Origin of the sequence: Cellvibrio sp. KY-GH-1, assembly GCF_008806975.1 — a bacterium.
GTDB lineage: Bacteria > Pseudomonadota > Gammaproteobacteria > Pseudomonadales > Cellvibrionaceae > Cellvibrio.
In genome coordinates this window covers 1962965-1983637 of sequence record NZ_CP031728.1, presented here as the reverse complement: position 1 = coordinate 1983637, position 20673 = coordinate 1962965, and the positions used below count along the sequence as shown (strand labels likewise).

The 20673-nt window shown below is 43.2% G+C and carries 30 protein-coding genes; 18 read left to right on the top strand and 12 right to left on the bottom strand.

Translation table 11 applies throughout. The features are described 5' to 3' along the window. Positions 1–7 precede the first annotated feature (7 nt). The 6 genes from D0C16_RS08595 to D0C16_RS08570 are packed head-to-tail and all read left to right on the top strand — an operon-like array spanning position 8 to position 5014. Complete coding sequence (locus tag D0C16_RS08595) at positions 8–214, top strand: hypothetical protein (RefSeq protein WP_151031936.1); 207 nt, start codon at positions 8–10, stop codon at positions 212–214. Next, positions 198–638, top strand: coding sequence for a TIGR03757 family integrating conjugative element protein (locus D0C16_RS08590; RefSeq protein ID WP_191968675.1), 441 nt, complete (start codon positions 198–200; stop codon positions 636–638). Before D0C16_RS08595 ends, D0C16_RS08590 begins: the two co-directional genes overlap by 17 nt. Beyond that, complete coding sequence (locus tag D0C16_RS08585; RefSeq protein WP_151031934.1) at positions 635–1600, top strand: TIGR03756 family integrating conjugative element protein; 966 nt, start codon at positions 635–637, stop codon at positions 1598–1600. The genes D0C16_RS08590 and D0C16_RS08585 overlap by 4 nt, the downstream gene beginning before the upstream one ends. A gap of 4 nt (positions 1601–1604) precedes the next feature. Continuing rightward, complete coding sequence (locus tag D0C16_RS08580; protein ID WP_191968674.1) at positions 1605–2978, top strand: integrating conjugative element protein; 1374 nt, start codon at positions 1605–1607, stop codon at positions 2976–2978. After that, positions 2971–3321, top strand: coding sequence for a hypothetical protein (locus D0C16_RS08575; protein ID WP_151031932.1), 351 nt, complete (start codon positions 2971–2973; stop codon positions 3319–3321). Before D0C16_RS08580 ends, D0C16_RS08575 begins: the two co-directional genes overlap by 8 nt. Before the next feature lie 10 nt (positions 3322–3331). Then, positions 3332–5014, top strand: a complete 1683-nt coding sequence (locus D0C16_RS08570) for a conjugal transfer protein TraG N-terminal domain-containing protein (RefSeq protein WP_151031931.1) — start codon at positions 3332–3334, stop codon at positions 5012–5014. A gap of 33 nt (positions 5015–5047) precedes the next feature. On the opposite strand, the gene D0C16_RS08565 is transcribed toward D0C16_RS08570, so the two are convergent. Then, positions 5048–5344 carry a hypothetical protein gene (locus D0C16_RS08565; protein WP_151031930.1) on the bottom strand — a complete coding sequence of 99 codons (297 nt, stop codon included), beginning with the start codon at positions 5342–5344 and terminating at the stop codon, positions 5048–5050. Positions 5345–5463: 119 nt separating this feature from the next. On the opposite strand from D0C16_RS08565, the gene D0C16_RS08560 reads away from it, so the two are divergent. Further along, positions 5464–5679 carry a hypothetical protein gene (locus D0C16_RS08560; RefSeq protein ID WP_151031929.1) on the top strand — a complete coding sequence of 72 codons (216 nt, stop codon included), beginning with the start codon at positions 5464–5466 and terminating at the stop codon, positions 5677–5679. A 302-nt stretch (positions 5680–5981) separates the two neighbouring features. Here the strand turns inward: D0C16_RS08560 and D0C16_RS08555 are convergent, their stop codons facing one another. From D0C16_RS08555 to D0C16_RS24005, 3 genes are read right to left on the bottom strand one after another with little or no spacing between them, the layout of a single operon-like run. Beyond that, positions 5982–6605, bottom strand: coding sequence for a hypothetical protein (locus D0C16_RS08555; protein WP_151031928.1), 624 nt, complete (start codon positions 6603–6605; stop codon positions 5982–5984). 20 nt (positions 6606–6625) lie between these two features. Beyond that, a complete protein-coding gene (locus D0C16_RS08550) occupies positions 6626–7228 on the bottom strand; it encodes an N-acetyltransferase (protein WP_191968673.1) in 603 nt (200 codons plus the stop codon). Positions 7229–7233: 5 nt separating this feature from the next. Further along, positions 7234–7560: a hypothetical protein gene (locus tag D0C16_RS24005; RefSeq protein ID WP_191968672.1), complete on the bottom strand. Its 327-nt coding sequence runs from the start codon at positions 7558–7560 to the stop codon at positions 7234–7236. Between the two features lie 381 nt (positions 7561–7941). On the opposite strand from D0C16_RS24005, the gene D0C16_RS08545 reads away from it, so the two are divergent. From D0C16_RS08545 to D0C16_RS08535, 3 genes are read left to right on the top strand one after another with little or no spacing between them, the layout of a single operon-like run. Then, positions 7942–8955, top strand: coding sequence for a M15 family metallopeptidase (locus D0C16_RS08545; RefSeq protein WP_151031926.1), 1014 nt, complete (start codon positions 7942–7944; stop codon positions 8953–8955). 13 nt (positions 8956–8968) lie between these two features. Continuing rightward, positions 8969–9826 (top strand): hypothetical protein, encoded by an 858-nt coding sequence (locus tag D0C16_RS08540; protein ID WP_151031925.1) that lies wholly within the window; start codon positions 8969–8971, stop codon positions 9824–9826. An 11-nt stretch (positions 9827–9837) separates the two neighbouring features. Then, on the top strand, positions 9838–10425 hold the full coding sequence (locus D0C16_RS08535; protein ID WP_151031924.1) for a PEP-CTERM sorting domain-containing protein: 588 nt from the start codon (positions 9838–9840) through the stop codon (positions 10423–10425). Positions 10426–10542: 117 nt separating this feature from the next. Here the strand turns inward: D0C16_RS08535 and D0C16_RS08530 are convergent, their stop codons facing one another. After that, positions 10543–11025 carry a hypothetical protein gene (locus tag D0C16_RS08530; protein ID WP_151031923.1) on the bottom strand — a complete coding sequence of 161 codons (483 nt, stop codon included), beginning with the start codon at positions 11023–11025 and terminating at the stop codon, positions 10543–10545. Positions 11026–11133: 108 nt separating this feature from the next. On the opposite strand from D0C16_RS08530, the gene D0C16_RS08525 reads away from it, so the two are divergent. From D0C16_RS08525 to D0C16_RS08510, 4 genes are all read left to right on the top strand, one after another. Next, positions 11134–11586, top strand: a complete 453-nt coding sequence (locus D0C16_RS08525) for a hypothetical protein (protein ID WP_151031922.1) — start codon at positions 11134–11136, stop codon at positions 11584–11586. 226 nt (positions 11587–11812) lie between these two features. Further along, on the top strand, positions 11813–12160 hold the full coding sequence (locus tag D0C16_RS08520; RefSeq protein ID WP_151031921.1) for a hypothetical protein: 348 nt from the start codon (positions 11813–11815) through the stop codon (positions 12158–12160). 47 nt (positions 12161–12207) lie between these two features. Next, entirely contained in the window at positions 12208–12768 is a 561-nt protein-coding gene (locus D0C16_RS08515; RefSeq protein WP_151031920.1) for a hypothetical protein, read from the top strand. 57 nt (positions 12769–12825) lie between these two features. After that, the gene (locus tag D0C16_RS08510) at positions 12826–13014 is read left to right on the top strand and encodes a carbon storage regulator (protein WP_151031919.1); all 189 of its coding nucleotides are present in this window, start codon (positions 12826–12828) and stop codon (positions 13012–13014) included. 505 nt (positions 13015–13519) lie between these two features. On the opposite strand, the gene D0C16_RS08505 is transcribed toward D0C16_RS08510, so the two are convergent. From D0C16_RS08505 to D0C16_RS08490, 4 genes are all read right to left on the bottom strand, one after another. Then, positions 13520–14269, bottom strand: a complete 750-nt coding sequence (locus D0C16_RS08505; RefSeq protein ID WP_151031918.1) for a hypothetical protein — start codon at positions 14267–14269, stop codon at positions 13520–13522. Next, entirely contained in the window at positions 14241–14429 is a 189-nt protein-coding gene (locus tag D0C16_RS08500) for a hypothetical protein (RefSeq protein ID WP_151031917.1), read from the bottom strand. The genes D0C16_RS08505 and D0C16_RS08500 overlap by 29 nt, the downstream gene beginning before the upstream one ends. A gap of 26 nt (positions 14430–14455) precedes the next feature. Then, positions 14456–15028, bottom strand: a complete 573-nt coding sequence (locus D0C16_RS08495; RefSeq protein ID WP_151031916.1) for a recombinase family protein — start codon at positions 15026–15028, stop codon at positions 14456–14458. A 376-nt stretch (positions 15029–15404) separates the two neighbouring features. Then, a complete protein-coding gene (locus D0C16_RS08490) occupies positions 15405–15848 on the bottom strand; it encodes a hypothetical protein (protein WP_151031915.1) in 444 nt (147 codons plus the stop codon). Positions 15849–16332: 484 nt separating this feature from the next. Here D0C16_RS08490 and D0C16_RS08485 point away from each other — a divergent pair, with 484 nt between their 5' ends. Both D0C16_RS08485 and D0C16_RS08480 read left to right on the top strand, forming a co-directional pair. Beyond that, complete coding sequence (locus D0C16_RS08485; RefSeq protein WP_151031914.1) at positions 16333–17034, top strand: DUF3800 domain-containing protein; 702 nt, start codon at positions 16333–16335, stop codon at positions 17032–17034. A gap of 103 nt (positions 17035–17137) precedes the next feature. Next, entirely contained in the window at positions 17138–17419 is a 282-nt protein-coding gene (locus D0C16_RS08480) for a cold-shock protein (protein WP_151031913.1), read from the top strand. A 10-nt stretch (positions 17420–17429) separates the two neighbouring features. On the opposite strand, the gene D0C16_RS08475 is transcribed toward D0C16_RS08480, so the two are convergent. From D0C16_RS08475 to D0C16_RS08465, 3 genes are all read right to left on the bottom strand, one after another. Further along, on the bottom strand, positions 17430–17834 hold the full coding sequence (locus D0C16_RS08475) for a hypothetical protein (protein WP_151031912.1): 405 nt from the start codon (positions 17832–17834) through the stop codon (positions 17430–17432). A gap of 96 nt (positions 17835–17930) precedes the next feature. Next, complete coding sequence (locus tag D0C16_RS08470; protein ID WP_151031911.1) at positions 17931–18146, bottom strand: hypothetical protein; 216 nt, start codon at positions 18144–18146, stop codon at positions 17931–17933. Positions 18147–18245: 99 nt separating this feature from the next. Then, positions 18246–18455, bottom strand: a complete 210-nt coding sequence (locus tag D0C16_RS08465; RefSeq protein WP_151031910.1) for a hypothetical protein — start codon at positions 18453–18455, stop codon at positions 18246–18248. A gap of 421 nt (positions 18456–18876) precedes the next feature. Between D0C16_RS08465 and D0C16_RS08460 the strand changes: the two genes are divergently transcribed. Together D0C16_RS08460 and D0C16_RS08455 are read left to right on the top strand one after the other, a co-directional pair. After that, positions 18877–19614 (top strand): hypothetical protein, encoded by a 738-nt coding sequence (locus D0C16_RS08460; protein WP_151031909.1) that lies wholly within the window; start codon positions 18877–18879, stop codon positions 19612–19614. Positions 19615–19889: 275 nt separating this feature from the next. Continuing rightward, positions 19890–20615 carry a hypothetical protein gene (locus tag D0C16_RS08455; RefSeq protein ID WP_151031908.1) on the top strand — a complete coding sequence of 242 codons (726 nt, stop codon included), beginning with the start codon at positions 19890–19892 and terminating at the stop codon, positions 20613–20615. Positions 20616–20673: the final 58 nt, after the last annotated feature.

The window sequence follows — 20673 nt, the reverse complement described above, 5'->3', positions numbered from 1 at the left end:
GGTAGGTATGAGCGAATCGATAACCTATGCATTAAAAGTTATACCCGATGACAAAGAAATTCCGTGCCATCTGAGTGAGTTGAAAAAAGATGATCTTTTTTATCTGGTGCAAGCGAGCAAAAAAAGTGAATTGCTGGTTGCAACGGATAATGCGTTTCAATCGAATGTAAATGGCCAAACGATATGGAGCATCCCTCATGAAGCTCACGCATAGCGTTCCTTGTTTATTTTCGTTGATGCTACTTTTCGGTATCTCTATCAATGGTCACGCACAAGTACAGGTTGAAGTATTTACGGATATGCCAATGCAGTTGGGTAGCGTACTGGGTATTGATGTCATTCACTATGATCTGAGTGCGCCGGAAAAAGTGAAGTCAAAATATTTACCGGCGTTGCCGGGGGATGTTGGTCTCGCGTCGCAGATCATGAAGAACTATTTAGCCTCTCCACAAGGGCAGGAGTTTAAAGCGGTAATACGTGAAGCCTACCGTGGCCATGAAAAAATGGTGCGCTACCAATTGGAAAAAATCCCAGCAGTGGTTTTCGAGCAAGGGCAATACGTTGTGTATGGCATCACGGATGTACAAAAAGCACTTGCTCTGTATAACGCTCACCGTAATCAGAGGGCATTGCCATGAAAAAATGGATTATGCCCTTGCTGATTATTTTTGTTTCGGCGACGACATCCGCACAATCCATTAAAAATGGAAAAAAGGACGGCAAGTTTGAAACGATGGATATTGTTGAATCCGCTATTGAATGTACTGATTGTTTTGATTGGGAATTAATTGGCATATGCTTTTGGTTAAAGTGCAAATTATTTTCTTGTAGTGTCGAAACATCTATGCGTGTGCGTCACTTTATTCCTGACTTGGTGGTGTCTAGCTATACGTATCAATCCGAGTGGGAGGACACCAAAGATTGGAATCACAATCCGAGTGGTGCGATTGGGCAAACTGAGAGTATTCGTGACCAGGCAACGGCATTGGATTTTAAAAGTGTCGATATTATTTCGCATCCGGCACTACCCATATACAACGCATTGGGCGGCGAAGAATATTTCTGCGAATCGATGCTTGATATACCGATGATGCCGCATTTTCTAAGCAGCCATGATCCCTCCTGGAGTGAGCCTGGCATCGAGCAGCTGTACCCGCAATCAATTCTGGGCTGGCCCCGGTTCAGAACCGGTACCGGCTCCTGGATGGGACTGCTTGAAGGCTCTTGGGCGCCTTTGTATCCCCGTTGTGGATGGGGTGCACATCCTTACGATCCTATTAATGCTGCTGTTGCTGCGCATCGAGCGGCAGAAATTGTGACACGCAATGCACAACCTCATATCTACATGCCATTAACGGGTAATTGTGACAACCGTTGCTGGAAGCCTGGGGCCGTAAACGTCAACAACGGCACCGACAATCGCTTTCAAATGCTGGTGCCTTGGGTGGAAGACTCCACGCGCATTTTGAACGGCTCGGCAGCGTGGGCAAATGGAAAAAACCGTACACGTGAAAGTTATATGTGGACGTTGTGGCGGCGTTACTCCTGCTGCGAGAAAAAAGGCCAAGCATTCCTCTTTAAAATTGACTTTAAGAGTTAATCCTATGAACAAATTCCTATCACCAATTGCAAAAAAACTCGTACTCGGATTTCTCATGTCTATGGCTCCATTGGCGAAGGCTGGAGACATTGTTCGTCCGACGGGTGATGGTTCCTGGTATTACGCGATCGGAGGTGGTGACCCAATGATGTATTACCACCAGTCCAATAAAACCACACTCAATCTGTCTGCAGGTGCAGAGTGGAATATGTTTCGCGGATGCAGCTTTGATCCGAGCTTTGGAATCTCTGAAACATTCTCCGATATGGAACACAACGTGTACGGTCTTACTGAAGATGTGCTGGGTGCTGCGACCGCAGTTTTTAGCGCATGGGGTTTACAAAAGATCCAGGAGAATTGGCCAGGCTTATACGACACCTTGACGAAAGGCCTTAAAGACGCAAAAGAAACTTACACCTTGTCTTTGAAAACCTGTCGTGATGCAAAAGCAGATCTTCGTGCTGGTCGGGATCCTGTCGAGGGATGGATTGCGGTTACGCGTAAAAGCTCATGGGACAAAGCGTCCAAAGCAGGGGAGAACCCGGTGGAGGCGGAAGAAAGCATCGAAGCTTCTGCAGGAAATAGCGGTGTTACTTTTGCGGGTGGCGTTAAAAAAGGTGGCATTGGGCAACCGCCCATTCGGATCGTTGAAGATACTGTCGGCGCTGGTTATGAACACTCGGTAGGTTCACTGACGCCGGAGGATCCGGATAGCGTTACCGGTGATTCAAATATTGCCCGGGTATTTCCAACGGCGACCAGTGCAACAACCTGGGCCACTGCCGTAGTTGGTGAGCGTGAGGTGAGAACCTGCGCAAGCTGCGAGAAATTAAGAACGAAAGTAGGGCAAGGTTTGCGTTTCCAATATCGCAAGGAGCGTGAAGTTGTAAATGCGGATTTGAAAGCACTGATGAGCAAACCGCTCAACTACAAAATGTCGGCTGCTGAATTGGATAAATTATCGGTTCCTGCGATGGGGCTCGTGATTAATGATTTGACGATCCAGGATTTGAAGCGCGCACCGATTGATCAGCAAACCATTCTAAGCAACAAATTGGTTGGTGAAATTGCATTGGCGCGAGCAATGGAGAAAGCATTGATTGTGCGTGATCTATTAAATGCGGGAGCACAAGAACCCAATATTTCATCAGTGGGTGATGCAGCGGCGGTAGAAATTGATTACTCGCGTAAACGTTTGCAATCGGAAATTGACAATATTTTATTTGAAACTGAAGTGCGTCAAAAAGTAATTACCAACGCGGCCGGTAGTATTGCCAGAATGGGAACTCAACGAAATAGAGATGCCGGAGCAACGGAATACATGCGCACCAAGAGCAAAGAACCGCGCATGATGGATGGAGCGATCAGTGATGAATAAACCTTCTCTGGTCAAGCGTAGTTTTAAACATCTTTTGTGGTTCATTTTATCGTTCATCCTGTTATTCGTTTTTGTGAAAATGGGATTGAGTTTGATGGGGACGGAAGCAGAACAAATTGAAACGCTTAATCGTGTGAAACATTCTGCATGGTTGGTGTGGATCCGCTATGCACTTTATGCGTTGTTGTGGTTTGGCTGGAGGCCGTTATTGCTGCAGCTCAATTCGAAATTGCCTGAGGAATTTATCAGTGCCAGTCGGCGGCCGGTAATTGCGCTCATCCTCATGTATGAGATTTTTATCGCAAGGGATGTGATTCGCTTGATTTCAAGCTGGATAGCATAAGGAGAACACTATGCCTGTTGGCAGTACGATTGAGCTCTATACCACCATCTTGGGGTGGATTCTTTACGATGCAATCTGGGGAATATTGGCCTACACCGGGTTAGTCCTGGTGCCGTTCATCATCACTATTGTGAATGTCGTGATCGATACCCGGGACTCTGCCCAGGAGATATCGGCAAAAGGTTTAATTCGCATCCTGGAGACACGGATTTACATTATGATTGGGGTGGTGATGTTTGCAGCACAGCCCCTTATCAATGTGAATCCATCAAAGACTACCTACACGCAATATCGTTGTGGTGTTACGGCATCCAAAAGCCTTACGAAAACCATGACGGAATTAGCGTATGGGGATAGTAAGAGTACTTTGGACAAATCTACGGGTACCTTTGGGGTCATGTTGGATGGGCGTACACCGCGTGCACCGATTTGGTGGTACCTGACTACCAAGTTAAACCATGCTATCGCTCAAACCGCACGGCAGGAGCTTCCATGCCAGGCGGATCTGCGGACGATGGGTGCTGGTTTGTCCAAATTGAACATTGCCGATAAAGCACTCAAGGATGAGCTAAAGGATTTTTATAAGGATTGCTGGCAACCGGCGGCTAACCAGTTTGCCCGGGAGCGTCTTCCAGAGGCTGAATTACCCGCGAAATTTAAGGACGGCGCAATCTATGACGACATCACCTGGCCTGGCAGCGAGTTCTTTATAAGCCGTGCTGGCTACTATGACACCTTGAGAGCAACAAAGGCGGTACCGGCATTTCCTTACAGCCCGTCACGAGACAATGTGAAATTCCCTGAGCCGCCTTTAGGCGTTGAAATGGGCGGCTTTCCGACCTGTCATGAGTGGTGGCTAGGGTATGCCTCCGATGGGGTTAGTTTTGACAGCGACAAGGGCCTGCGGGAACGCTTACTGACCTACATCAAGAATGACGCCATACCAGACGACTCCGAAGACAGTACCGGCGCCTGGTGGAAGTTCTGGGCCGAGGATAAGTTTGCCACTGAAGCGGATGCTGATGACGCCCTCATCAAAACGACCCTGAATGCAGAGAGCGAAGAGATCCAGTTGGAACTCACCAATGGAGCAACTGAGTATGGTGGCATGATGGGATCTACTACAGACCATGTTTTACGTGGAATGCGATCACTGATAGGTGGGGCAGGGCTATTGATTGGTGGTGCCAAAAAAGCAGTAGAGGTTGAAATGGTTCGCCAGGTTGCACCGATGGTGCAATCCATGGTTCTGCTCATCTTTACCGTTGGTTTGCCGTTGTTATTGGCCATGGGATCATTTTCCCTCAAAACCATGATGGCGCTGACGCTATTGCAATTCAGTATCATTTTCTGGGCGTTCTTGTTTGCATTGGCGGCGTGGTTGGACAATTTTTTATTGTCGGGGCTTTGGTCAGGAGCTGACAAGAATGCCAATATGCTCATGGATACATTAATGCCTAATACCAGTGGTGTTGGTACCCAAATTCTTGCAATCAGCTGGGTAACGTGGGCGCTCTATACATTAGCTCCATTGGCGTTTACTTATGGTTTGGGTGTAATCGGAGTTAAAGCAGGTTCAGCTATTGCAGCTATCGGAGGGAATAGCGGCGACATTGGTGGTGCGGGCGGCAAGGGCGTTGATTTAGCAACCAAAGTAATGACAAAAGGGAAAGGCGGTGGCGGCAAAAAATAACTAAGGGGTAAAACCCTCAGTTATTTAAAGTCACTAATCAATTTTATGTATGAAATCCACTCCGTCATACAGATCAATTTCACCTTCGCCGTCATGTCTCAAATATGAATCAGGTTTCTCGTCATCTTCATCATTTGGTGAGGATGACGTAGAGCCTGCAACTGATAAGATCGCAACAAACACTTTTGCCATAACCGTCAATACCGCAAGCAGGAGCAAACCCGCATGTTTGGTTAACCACCAAGTGCCTTTAGCCAAGGCCAATAACACCACGCCAGTAACCTGGGCAGTTTTGTTCCAATCGATGCTGTGGGTGTCTTTGGTGATCATGGCTTAATCCTCAAGGCATGGGTGTCTAAGCAATATATAGCAGGTTCGGGGTGAATGGAAAGTGAACAGCTTTGCACAGGCTTTCTTTTGGCACTTGATATAGCATCTATGACTCAATATTGCAGAAAGTGATGATGAAGCGAGAGACAGCTGAAAAAGCCGAAACGCTGCTCAAATTAATGCGAGAGCATGAACACCTAGAGCAGAGAATCCGTGATGCATATCGATTAGCTAAAGATGGCGATCAGGATGCCCTGCATAAATTGACAAACGTATGTCTGGAGCTTAACGACCAGGTTAAACGACACCTTGAAGAAAATTTGGCGGCTTTGTAAGGGCAGCTAATTAATGAGATTTCATTTACCTGGTTTGAAACTATGAATAGTAATGAGCATTACAATAGCCTTCCGCTGCAGGAGCGCAAGTCGGGGAATTTCAGTGAGCAATCAATCAGAGCTCACCAAGATATTTTAAAGAGGGAATTCTATGTCGCTTTTAAATATCGAGCAAAGACCGTGCTAATTAATTCTGCTCTATCATTTTGCGTCTTTGCTGGCTTGGTGCTCGCTGTGACCTATAGCCACCAAATTTCGGGTATTTTGAACTGGTTTTTAAATCTTGAATCAACGACTTGTGGTTAAAGAATAAATTTTTTTATCGATCCAATTCTTTCAAGAAAGTCTTCACCAACAATCGTTGGGTGATACCTTATTCCATTTTTTAATTCGTCAGCATGTTCCGCGAGTAGATCGAAATAGTGGTCTGGTCTACTGTATGCAACTGCATAAGTTGAGAGTAGGGAATAATCCATAATTTCCATGGAGGGAAATGTTAGCCAGGTATGAAGGTTTAATTGGGGTTTCGCTGTCTTGGATTGCAGCAAATTAATAATATCGTTTTTGTCATGGTAAAAGCGATTGTCAAATTGATTTTCTACATAGCCAATGGTGTAATAAAGCTCGGTGTTAAATAGTTCTTCCAGCGTTTTCTTGATATTGTAATGAATAGCTATGCACTGCCCTGCGACTTGTTCAATAGGCAATTTGCCAAGTCGTTTCTCTATCAGTTTTGGAACTCTTCTTAGAAGATTTTCTGTAATTATTCTTTTGGATTGAAATTTTACATGGGGAGTATCTAATTTCAATTCACGCGTGGTATTTAATGCTTTCAAAAAGTTGTTAGCATAAACACCCTGAGGTTCAATATTGAGAAGTTCTTCTTTTTTTGTTCTGATTCTTAATAGTTTGGTTAGTAGATTCATTCTGGTGAGTCCCCGTGTAATTAGCCCGCTTTGATAAATGTATCCGTTTTTGCAGCTTTTATTTCGCGCATCATACTAAAGCCAAGTTTTTTCAGTAGTTTTCTAATTCCCACGCTATGAGGGCTTTTAAATACTCTTGCATAAATCGCCGTTTTGTCAGGTAGGTGACTTAAGCAAAACTGGCTAAGTTGTTCTGCGATGCCTTCTCGTTGGTAGCCGGGCTGAACTGACAGCATAAAAATCTCCCAAGCATCATGGTCTGATTCCGTGATACTTCTCATCCAGCAGTATGCGACTGGTTCGCTGCCAGCGTAAGCTGCAATCACATACGCCCTGGATACACCGCTAGGAAATCTCATTAGCTGCAGATAAATGGAGTGGGCGAATTGTTCCTTGAGGCTGTCTGATATGCGTACATCTATTTCAATATTGGGCAGGTGGTAGTGTCCCTTGTTGGCATGTAGGGATGCTAATTTTATAAAGCTATCGATGTCATTTTTTGATGGGGTTTTGAAAACCAAATTTTTTTTAATCGATACAGGTTGAATTTTAATTTCTCGATATTTTGAACCGAATATCCATAACTTGAAAATAAACCAATTCCAGGAAAGCCTCTTTCTCATGCGTGTTATCCAGGATAAATAACTTGAACAATAAAATAACTGCTTGGGATCAAGATCAATACCAATACGAACCCCAAGCATCCTGCATTATTTTTATGTCTAAATACAGGCTTGCCTGCGTTGGATTCTAACCATCTTTTGTGGCAGTCATTGCAGTAGGGCTTTTTATTATTGCGCCAAGCCGTCAACGTGCGCTCGGTATGGACTGATTGGCCACCACATCGGGCGCAGTTGAAGAGGGTGGGTTCTTTGTTACGTTTGGCGGGTAACAATTTAAAGAAAAGAGCTACTAATAGAATAACGAGAATACCGATAACAACCCCAAGTTCCATAATGACATCCTGCTCTAAGCGCTATTTTCTGTAACTGCCATTGCCAGCAATTCTATTGGTTTTGTCGCTTATTATTGCCGCATTTGAGTGTGGTATCAATAAACCTTAAACGGAGGATTAAAAGCGTTGAGTGTGATGCCATGTAATATCGTGTAATTGATTTATTTAAAACAATAGAGATCAACAGGTAATTTTTCATAGGTGTACCTCGCATATTTTTGGCGCAGAACACGTCAATAATCGCTTGCAGGAGCTTGACCGGAGCGTAGCTGCTCACCAGAATGCTCATGCTTTTAAAAGATGTTTTTCTAATGATCACTGTTATCTGGGTTTACTTCATGTTTAAGCCTTAATAGTAATATTTAATATGGAAGTTCATAGATGCGAAAACAAATTAAGTTCTTTGCCTGTTTGATATTTATTTTTTTCCCTCACTTAGCTTCTTCACAAGAAGAGGCTACCCCAGCGGCGGTTACAGGAACCTCAGTAAGTGGTGTCGGGTATGTTGATGTGTCGTCAGATGCAACCGGCATTAACGCTACAATCGGTAGGTGGGACACTCCCTACCCCTACGGATTAAATGGCCCGAGAGTTCCTGGCCTTGAGCCAAATGGCCCTAGTATTTTTTATATCGACGTAGATGTAAATGATGGTGGCAGAGCATCCTTTAGCTATTCCTATAAAACGTGGGATAGTGGCGTTTATAATTGGTATGATGTCTATGTCGAAACGCCCACTGGGGTTGTTAACTTGGTAAATAAGTTAGGTCAACCTGGAAGCAATTACGGAACGTTTTTTTCTAGCTCGGAAGTCGCACTGTCTGTAAGTTTAGATGAGTGGAGAGATCAGCAAGTAAGATTTGTCTTTTTAGTTCAGCAAGATGGTTGGGGAGACCAAAGTCAAGGTGCAGTAATTGGCTTTGGATTGCGCTCATGTACCGTTGCGCCATTAACACCCCTAACAGATGCTGCCGCGCTTGCCTTTGAAGGTGGCCAAACAGTTGATACCGCCAACTTAACAGCGGAAATGCAGACAGCTTTGAGCTGTGTTCAAACAGCGGTGGCAGAGGAAGGTGGGACAGTAAGGGTTAACTCGGCTTACCGTCCTCCGGAATACCAAAATCATTTGCGCGCAGTATGGGATAAGTGGAATCTATTGCGAAATATGCGTGAGCCAGAATGCTCTGATTTAAGAGATGAAATTCAAGCTGAGTTTCAACGGCACGGCTTGTTATTAACTCAAAGGCCAGCTACTGGTACAGGGCCTCATACTGAAGGGCGAGCAATTGATATGAGATCCAGTTTAACGACTGCTCGATTCTTAGAAATAACTGGTCAATGTAGTCTTTACAGAAGGCTGCCTGTTACCGATCCTGTCCACTTCGAACACCAGTAAACGGAATTAATTTATGAACAGAAAACTGAAAATATTTTTTTACAGCATTGCGACAGTAATTTTCTTTGTGACGTTTATCACTACAAAGAGCTTTGCTCAATTGCCAGCGAATAATGTATCTGTGAATGTTTCAAAAACTTCCTTATCTGGCGGCAAGACCATTTATCAATATACAGTTGTTAACAATAGCTCTCAGCGCATAGTTAGTTTTTCTCTTGGGAGCGATTATGCTCACGGAGTATCTGAATTAACTTCTTATCCTGATAGCTGGTCTGTTGATAATGGTATTAAGCCTGGCTCTATATTATCTCCAACCAAATGGGATCCATTAGTTTTAACAACGGAAGGAAGTGCAGCAGTAGAGATTCAATGGAGCAACAATGATCCTTCGGGAGATATATTGCCGGGTCAGACTGCCACAGGTTTTGCAGTCACTCTCCAAGGACAAAGCAACCAATATTTAAATTCACATTGGACTGTGGTTTTTGGTAATGCTACTGCTGCATCTGGATTATTAACTCAGATAGGTTTGCCGCGTATTGCATTATCTCTAGAGTCGATATTGCCGCAAGGTTCGAACATGTTTAACGTTAAGATTACAGTGGCAAATAATGGCTCTGCCGTTGGAAATGTAACAGTATCCAATATTATCTTGAAAACTCTGGCTGGAAGTGGGGATGTTACTTTGGTATCGCCTTCGCTCCCGTTGACGGTAGGAAATGTTCCTGCTGGCGGTAAAACAACAATTTCGCTTTTAGTAAACGCCCCTCAAGGTATTTCTAAATTTTCAATTGCAGAGCAAGGTAGCGTCAACTCAAATGGAGTTAAATTCGCATTCTCTGGCTCTCAAGTGGCATATACAAAACAATAGGAAATTAGCGTATGAAAAGGGCTTTAAAAAGAACATTTGGAATTTTTGTCGTTTGCATGTCTGTGATTGCTAGTGCTTCGCATGCGGCTCTAATAGAGTTTAGCGTTTTTCCAAATAGTGGTGATGTAGCAGGTGCTCCTGGAACTACTGTTGGGTGGGGATACTCAATTACTAATAATTCGTCGAACTATCTTGTAACAACAGCAATCAATGCTGATTTATTCCAACACGGCATGCCATTGGCGATTTTCGACTTTCCTGTAATCGCTCCTGGAGATACCATTCTGGAAGCATTTGCTGTTGATACATCTGGTTTGTTCCAATTATTGTGGGATATAGATGCTCCTTTAGGGTTTGTAAACTCAGGTCTATTTTTCTTAAGCTCTGACTTTTACACAAATGATCCGTTACTGGGTGGTGTATTTATTTCTTCAGCCGAAGAGGTTGTTGCTGCGTACTCCGCTATAGCTCAAGAGGCTGCTGCTTCAGTGCCGGAACCATCAACTTGGTCATTATTACTAATTACTTTATTGGCTCTTGGAATTCATTCATTTAGAGTAAGAGCAGTGAAAGATGGCAGTACTTCGTTAGTTGGGTAGTGTGATACTGCCCAATAAAATGTAAGCGCAAGTCAAAATAACCGCGACATTGTTCGCGGTTATTTTTTATGACGAAGAAAAATCCGCATGAAGCGTTTTTTTTCAGTGACATCGCTGTTATTTCTTTTCAAGCAGATATTGAAGTGTTGGACGCATTTCCTCAACAAAAGGATTCACATCAGCTCGATAGTTAAAATACTTTATAGTGACTTGGGTGACATTTTCTTCAAGTTCAACAAGTCCAATCGAAACGCTGCATGAACTAGGGCAATAAGTGAAATGCTCCTTGTCAGGGTAATACGCTCGATAAATCGAATTGCCGAAATTAACAGACTCTTGACCAAAAGGGCCATAACTATCAGGCACCCAATTGCCGGTAGGGCGCACAACTTTACTAGTATTCGGATCTTTTATTGCTGCCCATTTTTTGTATACCGTCGAAATTGGATAAGGAACAGTGAACGTCTCTTTAATAAGGTCTGTCTTTGCGGGTGGCTTTTGTTTGGGTGGAGTGTTTGATGCCAGGTTTGGCAATCCTGAGCATCCCAAGATGGAAAGGATGGTAAGTGAAATTAAAGCTAGCCATAATTTGTTATGCATTTCGAATTGCTCCTTTTGAGATGATTAAAATGAGAACGTAAGCAGTTCGGACTGAATGGGAACTTAACAGTTAAGGTTTATTAACATTGTGCAAACTGGATCGCAAATATGAACGCGGCGGATATTCATGAGTTTTGTAAAGAATTAAATGAGTTCTATCGTGAGCGCTTTAAATATAACCCCAACTATAGAAGGTATCGTTGCCATGTCTGGGCCAATAAAATAGATGTGAAAACCCCTAAATATAGGCTGTGTCTTTCTTGGCAGGACTATGATAATAAAATTGCAATTACTTCTATCTCATTTACACAGACTCATGCTGGCCATGGAACAGCGTTTCTCACTTTGTTAGTTTCGCTTAGTAAAAAATATGGGTATGAGAGAATCGAGTTCATCAGTGTATGCACTGAGCCAATGAAGCAATTTGTTAAGAAATACAATTTTATAAATCATCCTCAGCAAAAATTATTTGATGAGGACGATGGTTGGTCGAAAGACTGGAGTTGCTCAGTAGCAGATTTAGTAAATATGGGTTTTTCACATTATGATGCAGGGTATTGAAAAGTCGGTAACTGCTTTTCCCATATTCATTAATTTCATACATGGTCGCATTCAGGGTGTGGTTATCCTTTAAGGGGTAAGGCATTCCCTAATGGGAGGTTGACAGTGTTCCATAGGATTGAAAATGTGACCTTGCGAGCATTTTGATAGGGGACGCTTGTATTTGCCTGACCGGAAATAGGAAAATGTCCCATTCACGAATGACACCCCAACCCAAGGAAGCGTTATGCGATACCTGTTGATTGCCTATTTATTCCCCCTGCACGCATTTGCAACCCCCGCCCCGGAATCATTGCTCCGGGAAGCAAGCGACCTGTACATGGTGGCAAAACTCCCTTACGGCGAAGTGACTGAACCCAATCTCGCTAAGTGCCTTGAAAAAGGCAATGAAGCGCAACAAAAGCTCAACGAGTTATTCAACGCCTATCCAGATCACACCGTAAGTCGTTCTATTGATGCTTTACGCTTAAAAGGAAAAGTCAAAGCTGCGATTTCGCAATGTGAAAAAATAAAAAAAGATTCAAGTAAAAAGCCTTACGAGCCCAAAAATAGAGACCACAGCGCTAATTTTTAGCCGGTCAACAATATATTTCTACAATTACATTGACTGTTGGAATCATCATGAAATCAAACGCTTTCTTTATTATATTAATTTCAATTGTTTTACTTGGATGCTCAGGTGATCCTTACGATAAATATGTCGGTTATTGGCAAAAAAAGGATGTTAAACATTATGAAGTTCTACAGATTAGCAAGGATGGCGAAACCTACTTAATGAATGACAATATCTTTCGTGAAACTGATGCATTTGGACGTAAGAAAAATGCAACGGTGCTAAAAAAATCGGAAGGTCAGTTTTCAGTAGAAAATGGATTTGGATCAATTGTATTAGGGCTTTCTGAAGACGGAAATACACTTCATGCTGCAAACCATACTTTTGTAAAAATATCTGAAAACGAGATATCGCCTATCCTTGAAAAAATTGCTCAAGAGAAAAAAGACAAAGAAAAAAACAAGGCCTTATGTGATGCATTGTCTAGCGAGTACAAAGAAGCCACTGCCGCGCTTTCCCAAACTGATATGGGCTATAAAGAAAGGAATGAAAAGCGTAAAGCGCTGAATGAAGCGACCAAGGAAAAAGCGAAGGCAATACCTGGCTGCAGACCTGGCTCTTTTTGGTAGATTATGATTCGCAACACACATCAATTTTTAAAACAATAGCGGTAAAAGGAGTTTGTTATGCTTGTGCTGACGCGCCGCCCAGGGGAAATGGTACGGCTATACACCAGTGATGGTGTCATTGAGATTTATCTTAACGATTGTAATCATCATCACGCCAAAATTGGCTTTGTTGCACCAGACAGTGTCGATATTGTCCGAGAGGAAATTGACGATCAGGCTGCGGAAGGTTCAGAAATGCACTCGTGACGCTACTTTTACTCGTTGTGGTGCTAAAGGGTTATGTGTTGACACACCAATGGTCGCCCAGGCTTGATTGTCTTTTCCCAGGCTTTGTCTCCGATAACACATTGCCGATAATGGTTGGTTATGCAGCTTTTACATATGTGTTTACTGCAACATATACAGCTAACTGAGAGTGTATCTTGCAAAGGTAATCCGCATTGCTCACACCAATTGCTTGTGGGGTGTTGTATCTTCTTAAAAAATGCCTCTTTCAAAAGTTCGTAGTATTCGGATGATTGGGGTAAAACCGTCATGACTTGCTTGGTGTTTTTGTCAAATGGGAAAATATAGAATTCATCATGCAAATACACTGCCCATAGCGTTACTCGATGAGACTGTTTGCGTACCACTACACCTAATTGGATGTTTATCAATTTGACAACGTCATCATTAGTTGTGTCAGAAGGCATGCGCTGCTTTTGGCGCACATAAAAATGATGACGTTGTTGTTTTTTCTTTGAGGTCATACCTAAAGTTCAATTGCGAATTCTTTATTGCTCCATTGCTCAACCTGATCCAGGCTCAATGAGCCTGATTCAAGGCCTGCTTTGCGCAAATAATCCTTGATATCTGTAATGCTCCAATTAACAGGAAGATTGTAAAAGGTCAAAAATAAATTTCGCGCTTCTTGATTGGTTAAAAATTTTTTTCTACGTTTGACCTGCTCATAAGAAAACTGTGAAGGGTCGCCAAAATAGAGCTCATAGTTGCTGATAACCCCTTGCCGTAGACCGGGGTATTTTTTGGCAAAACTTTCTAATTGATTGCGGATATGGCTTATATCATCGGTGTCTTGAATGATATTTTCTTCAACGTAATATCTGAGGGCTTGTTTTCTATATCGGGCGCTATTGAAAAATAAAACACGTAGCCGCTTATGTTTCACATCCAGGAGTGATTCATCACCAAATAACCAAGTGAAAGTGTTTTTTGGAATTTTTTCTGATTTTCCATCGCTGTCGGCTATTGCATTATCCAATGCAATAAAAAAGTCGGTACCAACAAGTCCTTTGAACTTTTCGGTATCAATGCCTTTTGACGCAAGTCGTTCATGCTCACTGCTGGTGAAGATATCAAACTCGGGGACGTCATCATGCAAAGCTTTAGCTTTGTAGGCCATAAACAGGCTTTGAGCAAAGCCTTCATTCAGGCCGCGAACATCATAAAGCATGCGTTGAACAATAGCGTACTCATTGTGGTTCAAAGGTCTGTACGGCATGTTGGGTATCCTCATTCTGCAGTCGTTTGCATTGGTTGTCATTGTCCTGCCTGATTAACTTGATGTAGGCCCACACCATAACAACCCAGATAACGATGATCATTGCCAGAAAAAACAAAAGCGTTATTTCCTGGTCGGTAAATACATTTAATACCGGCACTGTCTGCTCCTTCGGATCCATTGGTTTTATTCGGTAGGTGTTGAATCCTGGGTGGCGTTCAGTATGCGATAGATGGTGGTACGCCCTAATTTATGCGTTTTCATCAATTCGCTTATTGGTTTGCCCTGGGCTCGCTCTTGTCGAATAAGTTCCTCTTTAGCATAGTCAGACAGTTTAGGCCTTCCAAATTTCACCTTATTACATTTGGCCTTCTCGATACCCTCCCTTTGCCGCTCTGCACGAAGTTGTGTTTCAAATTCCGCGATGGCGGCCAATAGCGTAAAGGTCAGTTTTCCCGTGGGTGTTGAGGTATCAATATGCTGATCCAGGACGTGTAAGTGAATACCTTCATCCTCAAATCGTTGGGATATGTTGACCAGTTCATGTACTGACCTGGCCAGACGATCCAAACGGGTAATGACCAATGTATCTCCCTCCCGGAGAAAGCTCATGCAAGCCTTATATTCCGGCCGTGCTTTTTTGGTGCCACTGAGCTTTTCCCGATAAACGCGCTCACAACCGGCGGCGGTCAATTTGTCCAGTTGGATCTCCAGACTCTGGCCAATAGAGCTCACACGCGCATATCCGATTCTTGCCATAGGTTCCAGAAGTCGCTAATAGGTTATGGAAATCATATTATGGCACCACTTTTGGGACGGTCAACAGAGGGTGTCCCAAAAGGTGCACTTTTTGGGACGCAATTGCTGTTTGGTAATGGGGAGAATTAGCGTTTGCTTGCTCAAAAATGATTAATTGACTATATTGTCAATACGGGGACGCAAAAGAGCGTTTTTGGGCTAGACCTCCAGACAGCGGTCACCCAATGTGAGGCGGTAGAGAAACTGGCTCTCTCTATAGCTGGTGGCAATCCTAACGGGTTGATCTCCGAACCAAGGGCTTTGTGGCCTAATGTTAAGGAGAGGCGGCGACCAGACCCCGTACATATTACAAGGCGTTGCGAAAGCAGCGCCTTTTTTATTGCCATTTTCCAATTAGCTTTCCTCGTGGGTTTCTGCGTCGGTAAGCTGTTACCACCGAATAATATATACCTTCATCAAAGCTGTAATGCTGCTCAAGTACTACCATCCCTTGAGGTGTTTGAAGCACTATAGGGCGGTCGCCTTCCAGATAAACCTGAGCGCCTGGTTGTAGTATCTCATCGACATATCTGATGATGTCGTCTCTCGTTGCATATCCATCTTTTTGCAGCTCTGGGCCATGCTTTTCCAGAATATGGGTCAGTCCATATCCCTTGAAATCTCCTGCTGGCCCCCAATTGTCGCCCTCAAATAAATAGATGTTTCCGCTAATTACAGAGTGAGGCGACCCTGGTTCGCCTATGGCCGGAAGAACGGCAAAAACAGTAGATCCGGCTCTAGGGTTTACGATTCTTGTTTTTTTAGAGTTCTTTTTGCTCACGAGTCACCAATGCTATTTTGCTAGGTATTATATCCATCGTTTAAATATCTGCCAGACAAGCCCATATTGCACATCAAGCGGGGTTGGCATGTGGTTATTCTGTCATGAGGAGAGTTAAGTACAGGGCTCCAGAGGCGTTCAAAATGAGCCTTCCAGGGAGAGCCTTTTCCAGATTGCCAACCGTAACCAGCCGGGTTGGCCATTGATTGTGTAATTGTTCAAATTTGATTACATTGATGGTTCGTATCCCTATCCGCTTCGGCGGGTAGGCGCGGGGGTGAAAGCCCCCAGCACCTTTTGCCTATCCGATTCGATGATTGGGTGTGTCCTCTGGCTATATTGACAACTCTGTCAGTAATCACTATCTTAATACGCAAGTCGGGAGCGCTGACCTCATTTGCAGTGCATTGGAATCTCTATTCCGCCTGGCTTACCTATTCATACAGGCCGCTTTCGAGCGGCCTGTTTTATTTTGGAAGGGAATATGCATTTACTGTACGTTGATGAATCAGGATCGGTCAGTGATCCATCGCAACAATATTTTGTACTTGCCGGCGTTTCTGTTTTTGAACGAAAAACGCATTGGATGGAACAAAATATTAACGATATTGCCAAGCAATTTTCTCCTGCTACACCTCATGCCATTGAATTACATGGCTCGCCCATGCGATCTGGACGTGATGGATGGAAGTCCTTTGCCTTGAGCGACCGTCTAAATGCTATTAAAGATGCTTTGAAAGTAGGAATTGCCGATCATTGTCCAAAAGGTGTTCGGTTGTTTGGTGTGGTTATAAAAAAGCAGGCTCTTACGGGGGAGGATCCAGTAGAGTACGCTTTTGAGCAACTTTCTAGCAGATTTGATTTGTTCCTTAAGCGGCAACATCATAAATATAACGATTCACAGCGCGGAATAATGTTATTCGATGAGTCTACTACTGAGCAGCGAATACAAACCCTTGCTAGAGAATTTAAATACAGTGGACACACTTGGGGCAAAACCAGTAACTATGCTGAAGTGCCTGTTTTTTTGGATTCGAAAGCATCCCGATTAATTCAGTTAGCAGATTTGGTGGCTTATTCTCTCTTTCGCTTTTATGAGCACGGTGATCCATCTTTCTATGATGTGATCAAGGATTGTTTTGATACAGAGGGTGGTGTTCAGCACGGTTTACATGTGCGCCAATAGTTCTGAATTCTCGTGAGGCTGATTAAGGCTTTTGTATAATTAAGAGAAATTTTTATGGTCAGAGCAGCACGATATTTCAAATAGAGTGAATAGGTTTAAGTAGATGCGTACGACAGTTAAAAACTGGTTTTCAGAAAAAGGTTATGGTTTTTTAAATAACGGAAGCGAAAATGCTCCAGATATTATGGTACATGTCAGCGAGCTGAGAAATTGTGAGTATCTGAAAACTGGTCGAACGGTAGAGTTTGAGTGCCACATTAATCAGCGAGGATTGGTGGCGAAGAATGTAAAACTAATCTATGACGACGCAATAACCTCTACAAAACCCTACCAAAATAATTCGCCAGTAATCCCACCTTATCGCCCGCCACACAGTAGATATTGAGCAGCATAATTCATATTGTATTGGTGTTGGTCAAATACTTTCTGTTTATCAATCCCCACGCATATATTAGAAGAGTAATGTGAATGCTCATCAGTACAGCTGCTGGGAAAAAGGATCTCCAACGATAAAAAAATGAATCATTTTTGTCGGGGTCGAAATCTGGTAGCTCCATATAACCTAGATCTTTCATTGTGAATTGATAAGAAGACCCTTCTGACGTAGTGAGCAGAAAATCTCCATTCCATTGCATAGATAAATTACCGATTACAACTGAATCATTGCCATCTAATTTAACTTTTACATTCGAACTTGGATGTGTGCGTGCTTCCCAAATGCCGCCATATTTAAGTGCTTGCGGTGTGCCGAACCATAAAAATAATATGCTGATTATTGAAATCAAGGTGCTTTTAGCCATGATTAGAATTGCCCATTGTTTAATTCTGCACGATAAAAAAGCCCCCTGCATTGAATGAGGGGGCTTTTCGTTTTACTGGCATCGTAGCCTCGGCAATCAAAAAAGTGAATGAATTGAATTCATTGCAAATCCGTGATCGTTATCTTTCAGCCAATCAACCAGTTTGTTGTATTGCGCAAGCATCATGGATTTTGAAAATGTTTTGTCCGAGAGCTTATCGCTCACCTTCACATCACATAATCCAGTGTCACTGTTCAAGGTAAGATTTACTTCATGACGAGCATTAGCTGAGAAGCACATTTGATTGGCCATAATTGTCTCCAGGGGTGGTTAGGGGTTCTCCCGAAGCATCCTGTTACCAGGCATCTTGGGGAGAACCCCTAACCGGCTAAAGCCAGTTAGGGATCGTGCTTATCGCTTGAAGCGCTCTTTTGCCATATTCATGGCATAGATGTGCTCATGCTCTTTAAAAAACTCCACAATCTCATTGTAAGTCAGCAAAGGAAACTCACCCTCAAAATCATTATCAGGAACTCGAGAGTCCGTAACATGTATTTTGATGGTTTCGCCAAACGTTGCTTTGATAGTGCGGAATTTACTTACGTTGAACGTGTGTTCCATGATGGACTCCTAAGGTAAAAAACAGTAGGAGTCAGGCCGACCCTGGAGGGGAGGATTGAACTCCCCGGGTGGGTGGCGGTGATGCAGGTAGAGGGCAAGCTTTCGCTTAGCTGCATGAGGCCCTGTGTGCAGCAAATTAAGGGTCAGCGAAGAATGTCACTGGGCATTAGCATCTTTACTATAGCCTCTGTTGTGCACAGGTGCAATCACTGCTCATTTCTGCGTCATATATAGGCGTCTTACGCCTGTATCCACATGGAAAAGTGGTTTTTTTGGCTATTTTTCATGGCAATTATTGCCAAAATATACCCACAATGCCCATCAGCATGGTCAATGACTCATGTGCTTTGTGGCGTCAAAAACATTGAGCCTAGCTTAGGGCTTCTATCAATAGTCTGGTATCGAATAAAAGGGTTGATTTGTGAAGGCATATTTAAAAAAAGTAATATTATTTTGCGGAATTGCAGGGCTGGCGGCGGCTTTGATTTGTACTGTTTATCAAGACTACAAAAAAGAAAAGCTTATTGTAAAAACATTGCATGAAGATATTCACTTGCCAAAAGCAACCATTGCAAAAGCCTGTAATCGTGATGAGACATATTGTCTGGATAACGTCGTGCTTATAGTGGGGGAAATTTCAGATAGCACAGTATCAGATGTAAATAAATTGCTGGAAACATGGCGCGACAAAGGAATAACTACTGTCTGTTTTGATACTCAGGGAGGAAATGTTCATGATGCAAGCTCACTCGGGCAGTGGATTTTGAAAAATGGACTTTCTACTTGCATGGCAGAAACATACTTTATCAAAGACAAAAATGAAAAGCCTCGACAGCTTATCAACACAAAATGTGATTCTGCGTGTAATTACTTACTTTTGGCCAGTAATAAGAGAATTGCAATAGGTCAAAGCTATAAAATTGCAACTCATAGTGCTGGAGTAAATGTATCCCTGTGTATTTGTAATGTCCCTTTGAGTTCAGGTTTTATGAATTCCTTTATTTTTAAATCTTTATTGGATCGAAAGGATAATCCAGATAAGGATGTGCATTTGGAGTTTTTGGCATTAAGTAAACGCGTGAGCTTTGCTGACAGCTATAAACTAACGCTATCTGATATTCAAAGGTTTAGGATATTTACAGAAACTATGGGCGATTAACATTGCTCTTTAAGAGAACAGCAATTGCCTTTTATAGTAACTAGGCTTGAAGCGCTCTGAAATAGTGGCTAATATGTAACCCGTTAAGGCATCAACGTCCATACGTTGACTCTTAAAGAGATCCCCACGAACGCTGCAACGGGATCAAGTTATACAGCTGCGTTTTAACCTCTATCCGAAGCGTGAAGCTTCATGACCGCCCGGTGGGAAAACTACTCCCATCGGGCTGTGTTTTCCTCCGGGCTTTTTTATTTTCTAAATCCGGAGAAAACATCATGGCTATTCAATCTAACCAATCCAATCAATCTGTTTTTAACCTGCGCTACAGTGCCTTTTTGGGCATGATGTATCTTTCCAATGATGAGTCTGAGGCCTTAATTAGTGAGGCTAAATCGCTCGTTGGTGTGGAAGAGGCAAAGAAAGGTTTTAAAGGTAGCAAAGGTGATTCAGCGTCTGCAAAGGCCCTGGACTTCCTGCGTCAGAAAGGCGTTACACCGGTCAGTGTGTCAGGCATCCTCAACAGTGCTCGTATTATTGAGCGTGATGTGGAAGGTAGACCAACGCCATACCTTCATATCGGCTTGAGAGAGGGAGATGAACGCTATTACGTGTCCGTCAATCTCGCACAAGAAGCTGCTCAAATGTTGGTGCGTAAACTGATCAACGCTGAGTTTGGTGTTCACACCGACCTGCGTATGTTTGCTACCTATGGCCAACGCGAAGGTGCTAATCGCGCTTACGCCGACCATGGTGCCAGCTTGCGTCAAGGTGGTAGTGAGATCAAGTCTGTTAGTCCTAAAGAGCATCTTGCTCCCAGGATTGATGCCGACAAAGAAAAGCTACAGGCCGCAGGCATTACCGATAAGGAAACGCTTGCAGCACGTCGCGCTAAAATTGAATTGGAGTTTCATGTTGAGTTGATGAGCGCTGTGGCTGCTAAAGTCGAGGCGTATTTTTCTCAAACCGAATTACCCCAGACCGATAATAGCGCTGCAGCCTGAGTACCTGTTAGACCCTTAAAACCCCTGAGCTATTGCTCCGGGGTTTTATTTTTTTTCG

What these genes read in the sequence shown, in the direction of transcription:
- D0C16_RS08595 (WP_151031936.1), top strand. Translation starts at nt 8, where the DNA reads ATGAGCGAATCGATAACCTATGCATTAAAAGTTATACCCGATGACAAA.
- D0C16_RS08590 (WP_191968675.1), top strand. Translation starts at nt 198, where the DNA reads ATGAAGCTCACGCATAGCGTTCCTTGTTTATTTTCGTTGATGCTACTT.
- D0C16_RS08585 (WP_151031934.1), top strand. Translation starts at nt 635, where the DNA reads ATGAAAAAATGGATTATGCCCTTGCTGATTATTTTTGTTTCGGCGACG.
- D0C16_RS08580 (WP_191968674.1), top strand. Translation starts at nt 1,605, where the DNA reads ATGAACAAATTCCTATCACCAATTGCAAAAAAACTCGTACTCGGATTT.
- D0C16_RS08575 (WP_151031932.1), top strand. Translation starts at nt 2,971, where the DNA reads ATGAATAAACCTTCTCTGGTCAAGCGTAGTTTTAAACATCTTTTGTGG.
- D0C16_RS08570 (WP_151031931.1), top strand. Translation starts at nt 3,332, where the DNA reads ATGCCTGTTGGCAGTACGATTGAGCTCTATACCACCATCTTGGGGTGG.
- D0C16_RS08565 (WP_151031930.1), bottom strand. Translation starts at nt 5,344, where the DNA reads ATGATCACCAAAGACACCCACAGCATCGATTGGAACAAAACTGCCCAG.
- D0C16_RS08555 (WP_151031928.1), bottom strand. Translation starts at nt 6,605, where the DNA reads ATGAATCTACTAACCAAACTATTAAGAATCAGAACAAAAAAAGAAGAA.
- D0C16_RS08550 (WP_191968673.1), bottom strand. Translation starts at nt 7,228, where the DNA reads ATGAGAAAGAGGCTTTCCTGGAATTGGTTTATTTTCAAGTTATGGATA.
- D0C16_RS24005 (WP_191968672.1), bottom strand. Translation starts at nt 7,560, where the DNA reads ATGGAACTTGGGGTTGTTATCGGTATTCTCGTTATTCTATTAGTAGCT.
- D0C16_RS08545 (WP_151031926.1), top strand. Translation starts at nt 7,942, where the DNA reads ATGCGAAAACAAATTAAGTTCTTTGCCTGTTTGATATTTATTTTTTTC.
- D0C16_RS08540 (WP_151031925.1), top strand. Translation starts at nt 8,969, where the DNA reads ATGAACAGAAAACTGAAAATATTTTTTTACAGCATTGCGACAGTAATT.
- D0C16_RS08535 (WP_151031924.1), top strand. Translation starts at nt 9,838, where the DNA reads ATGAAAAGGGCTTTAAAAAGAACATTTGGAATTTTTGTCGTTTGCATG.
- D0C16_RS08530 (WP_151031923.1), bottom strand. Translation starts at nt 11,025, where the DNA reads ATGCATAACAAATTATGGCTAGCTTTAATTTCACTTACCATCCTTTCC.
- D0C16_RS08525 (WP_151031922.1), top strand. Translation starts at nt 11,134, where the DNA reads ATGAACGCGGCGGATATTCATGAGTTTTGTAAAGAATTAAATGAGTTC.
- D0C16_RS08520 (WP_151031921.1), top strand. Translation starts at nt 11,813, where the DNA reads ATGCGATACCTGTTGATTGCCTATTTATTCCCCCTGCACGCATTTGCA.
- D0C16_RS08515 (WP_151031920.1), top strand. Translation starts at nt 12,208, where the DNA reads ATGAAATCAAACGCTTTCTTTATTATATTAATTTCAATTGTTTTACTT.
- D0C16_RS08510 (WP_151031919.1), top strand. Translation starts at nt 12,826, where the DNA reads ATGCTTGTGCTGACGCGCCGCCCAGGGGAAATGGTACGGCTATACACC.
- D0C16_RS08505 (WP_151031918.1), bottom strand. Translation starts at nt 14,269, where the DNA reads ATGCCGTACAGACCTTTGAACCACAATGAGTACGCTATTGTTCAACGC.
- D0C16_RS08495 (WP_151031916.1), bottom strand. Translation starts at nt 15,028, where the DNA reads ATGGCAAGAATCGGATATGCGCGTGTGAGCTCTATTGGCCAGAGTCTG.
- D0C16_RS08485 (WP_151031914.1), top strand. Translation starts at nt 16,333, where the DNA reads ATGCATTTACTGTACGTTGATGAATCAGGATCGGTCAGTGATCCATCG.
- D0C16_RS08480 (WP_151031913.1), top strand. Translation starts at nt 17,138, where the DNA reads ATGCGTACGACAGTTAAAAACTGGTTTTCAGAAAAAGGTTATGGTTTT.
- D0C16_RS08475 (WP_151031912.1), bottom strand. Translation starts at nt 17,834, where the DNA reads ATGGCTAAAAGCACCTTGATTTCAATAATCAGCATATTATTTTTATGG.
- D0C16_RS08470 (WP_151031911.1), bottom strand. Translation starts at nt 18,146, where the DNA reads ATGGCCAATCAAATGTGCTTCTCAGCTAATGCTCGTCATGAAGTAAAT.
- D0C16_RS08465 (WP_151031910.1), bottom strand. Translation starts at nt 18,455, where the DNA reads ATGGAACACACGTTCAACGTAAGTAAATTCCGCACTATCAAAGCAACG.
- D0C16_RS08455 (WP_151031908.1), top strand. Translation starts at nt 19,890, where the DNA reads ATGGCTATTCAATCTAACCAATCCAATCAATCTGTTTTTAACCTGCGC.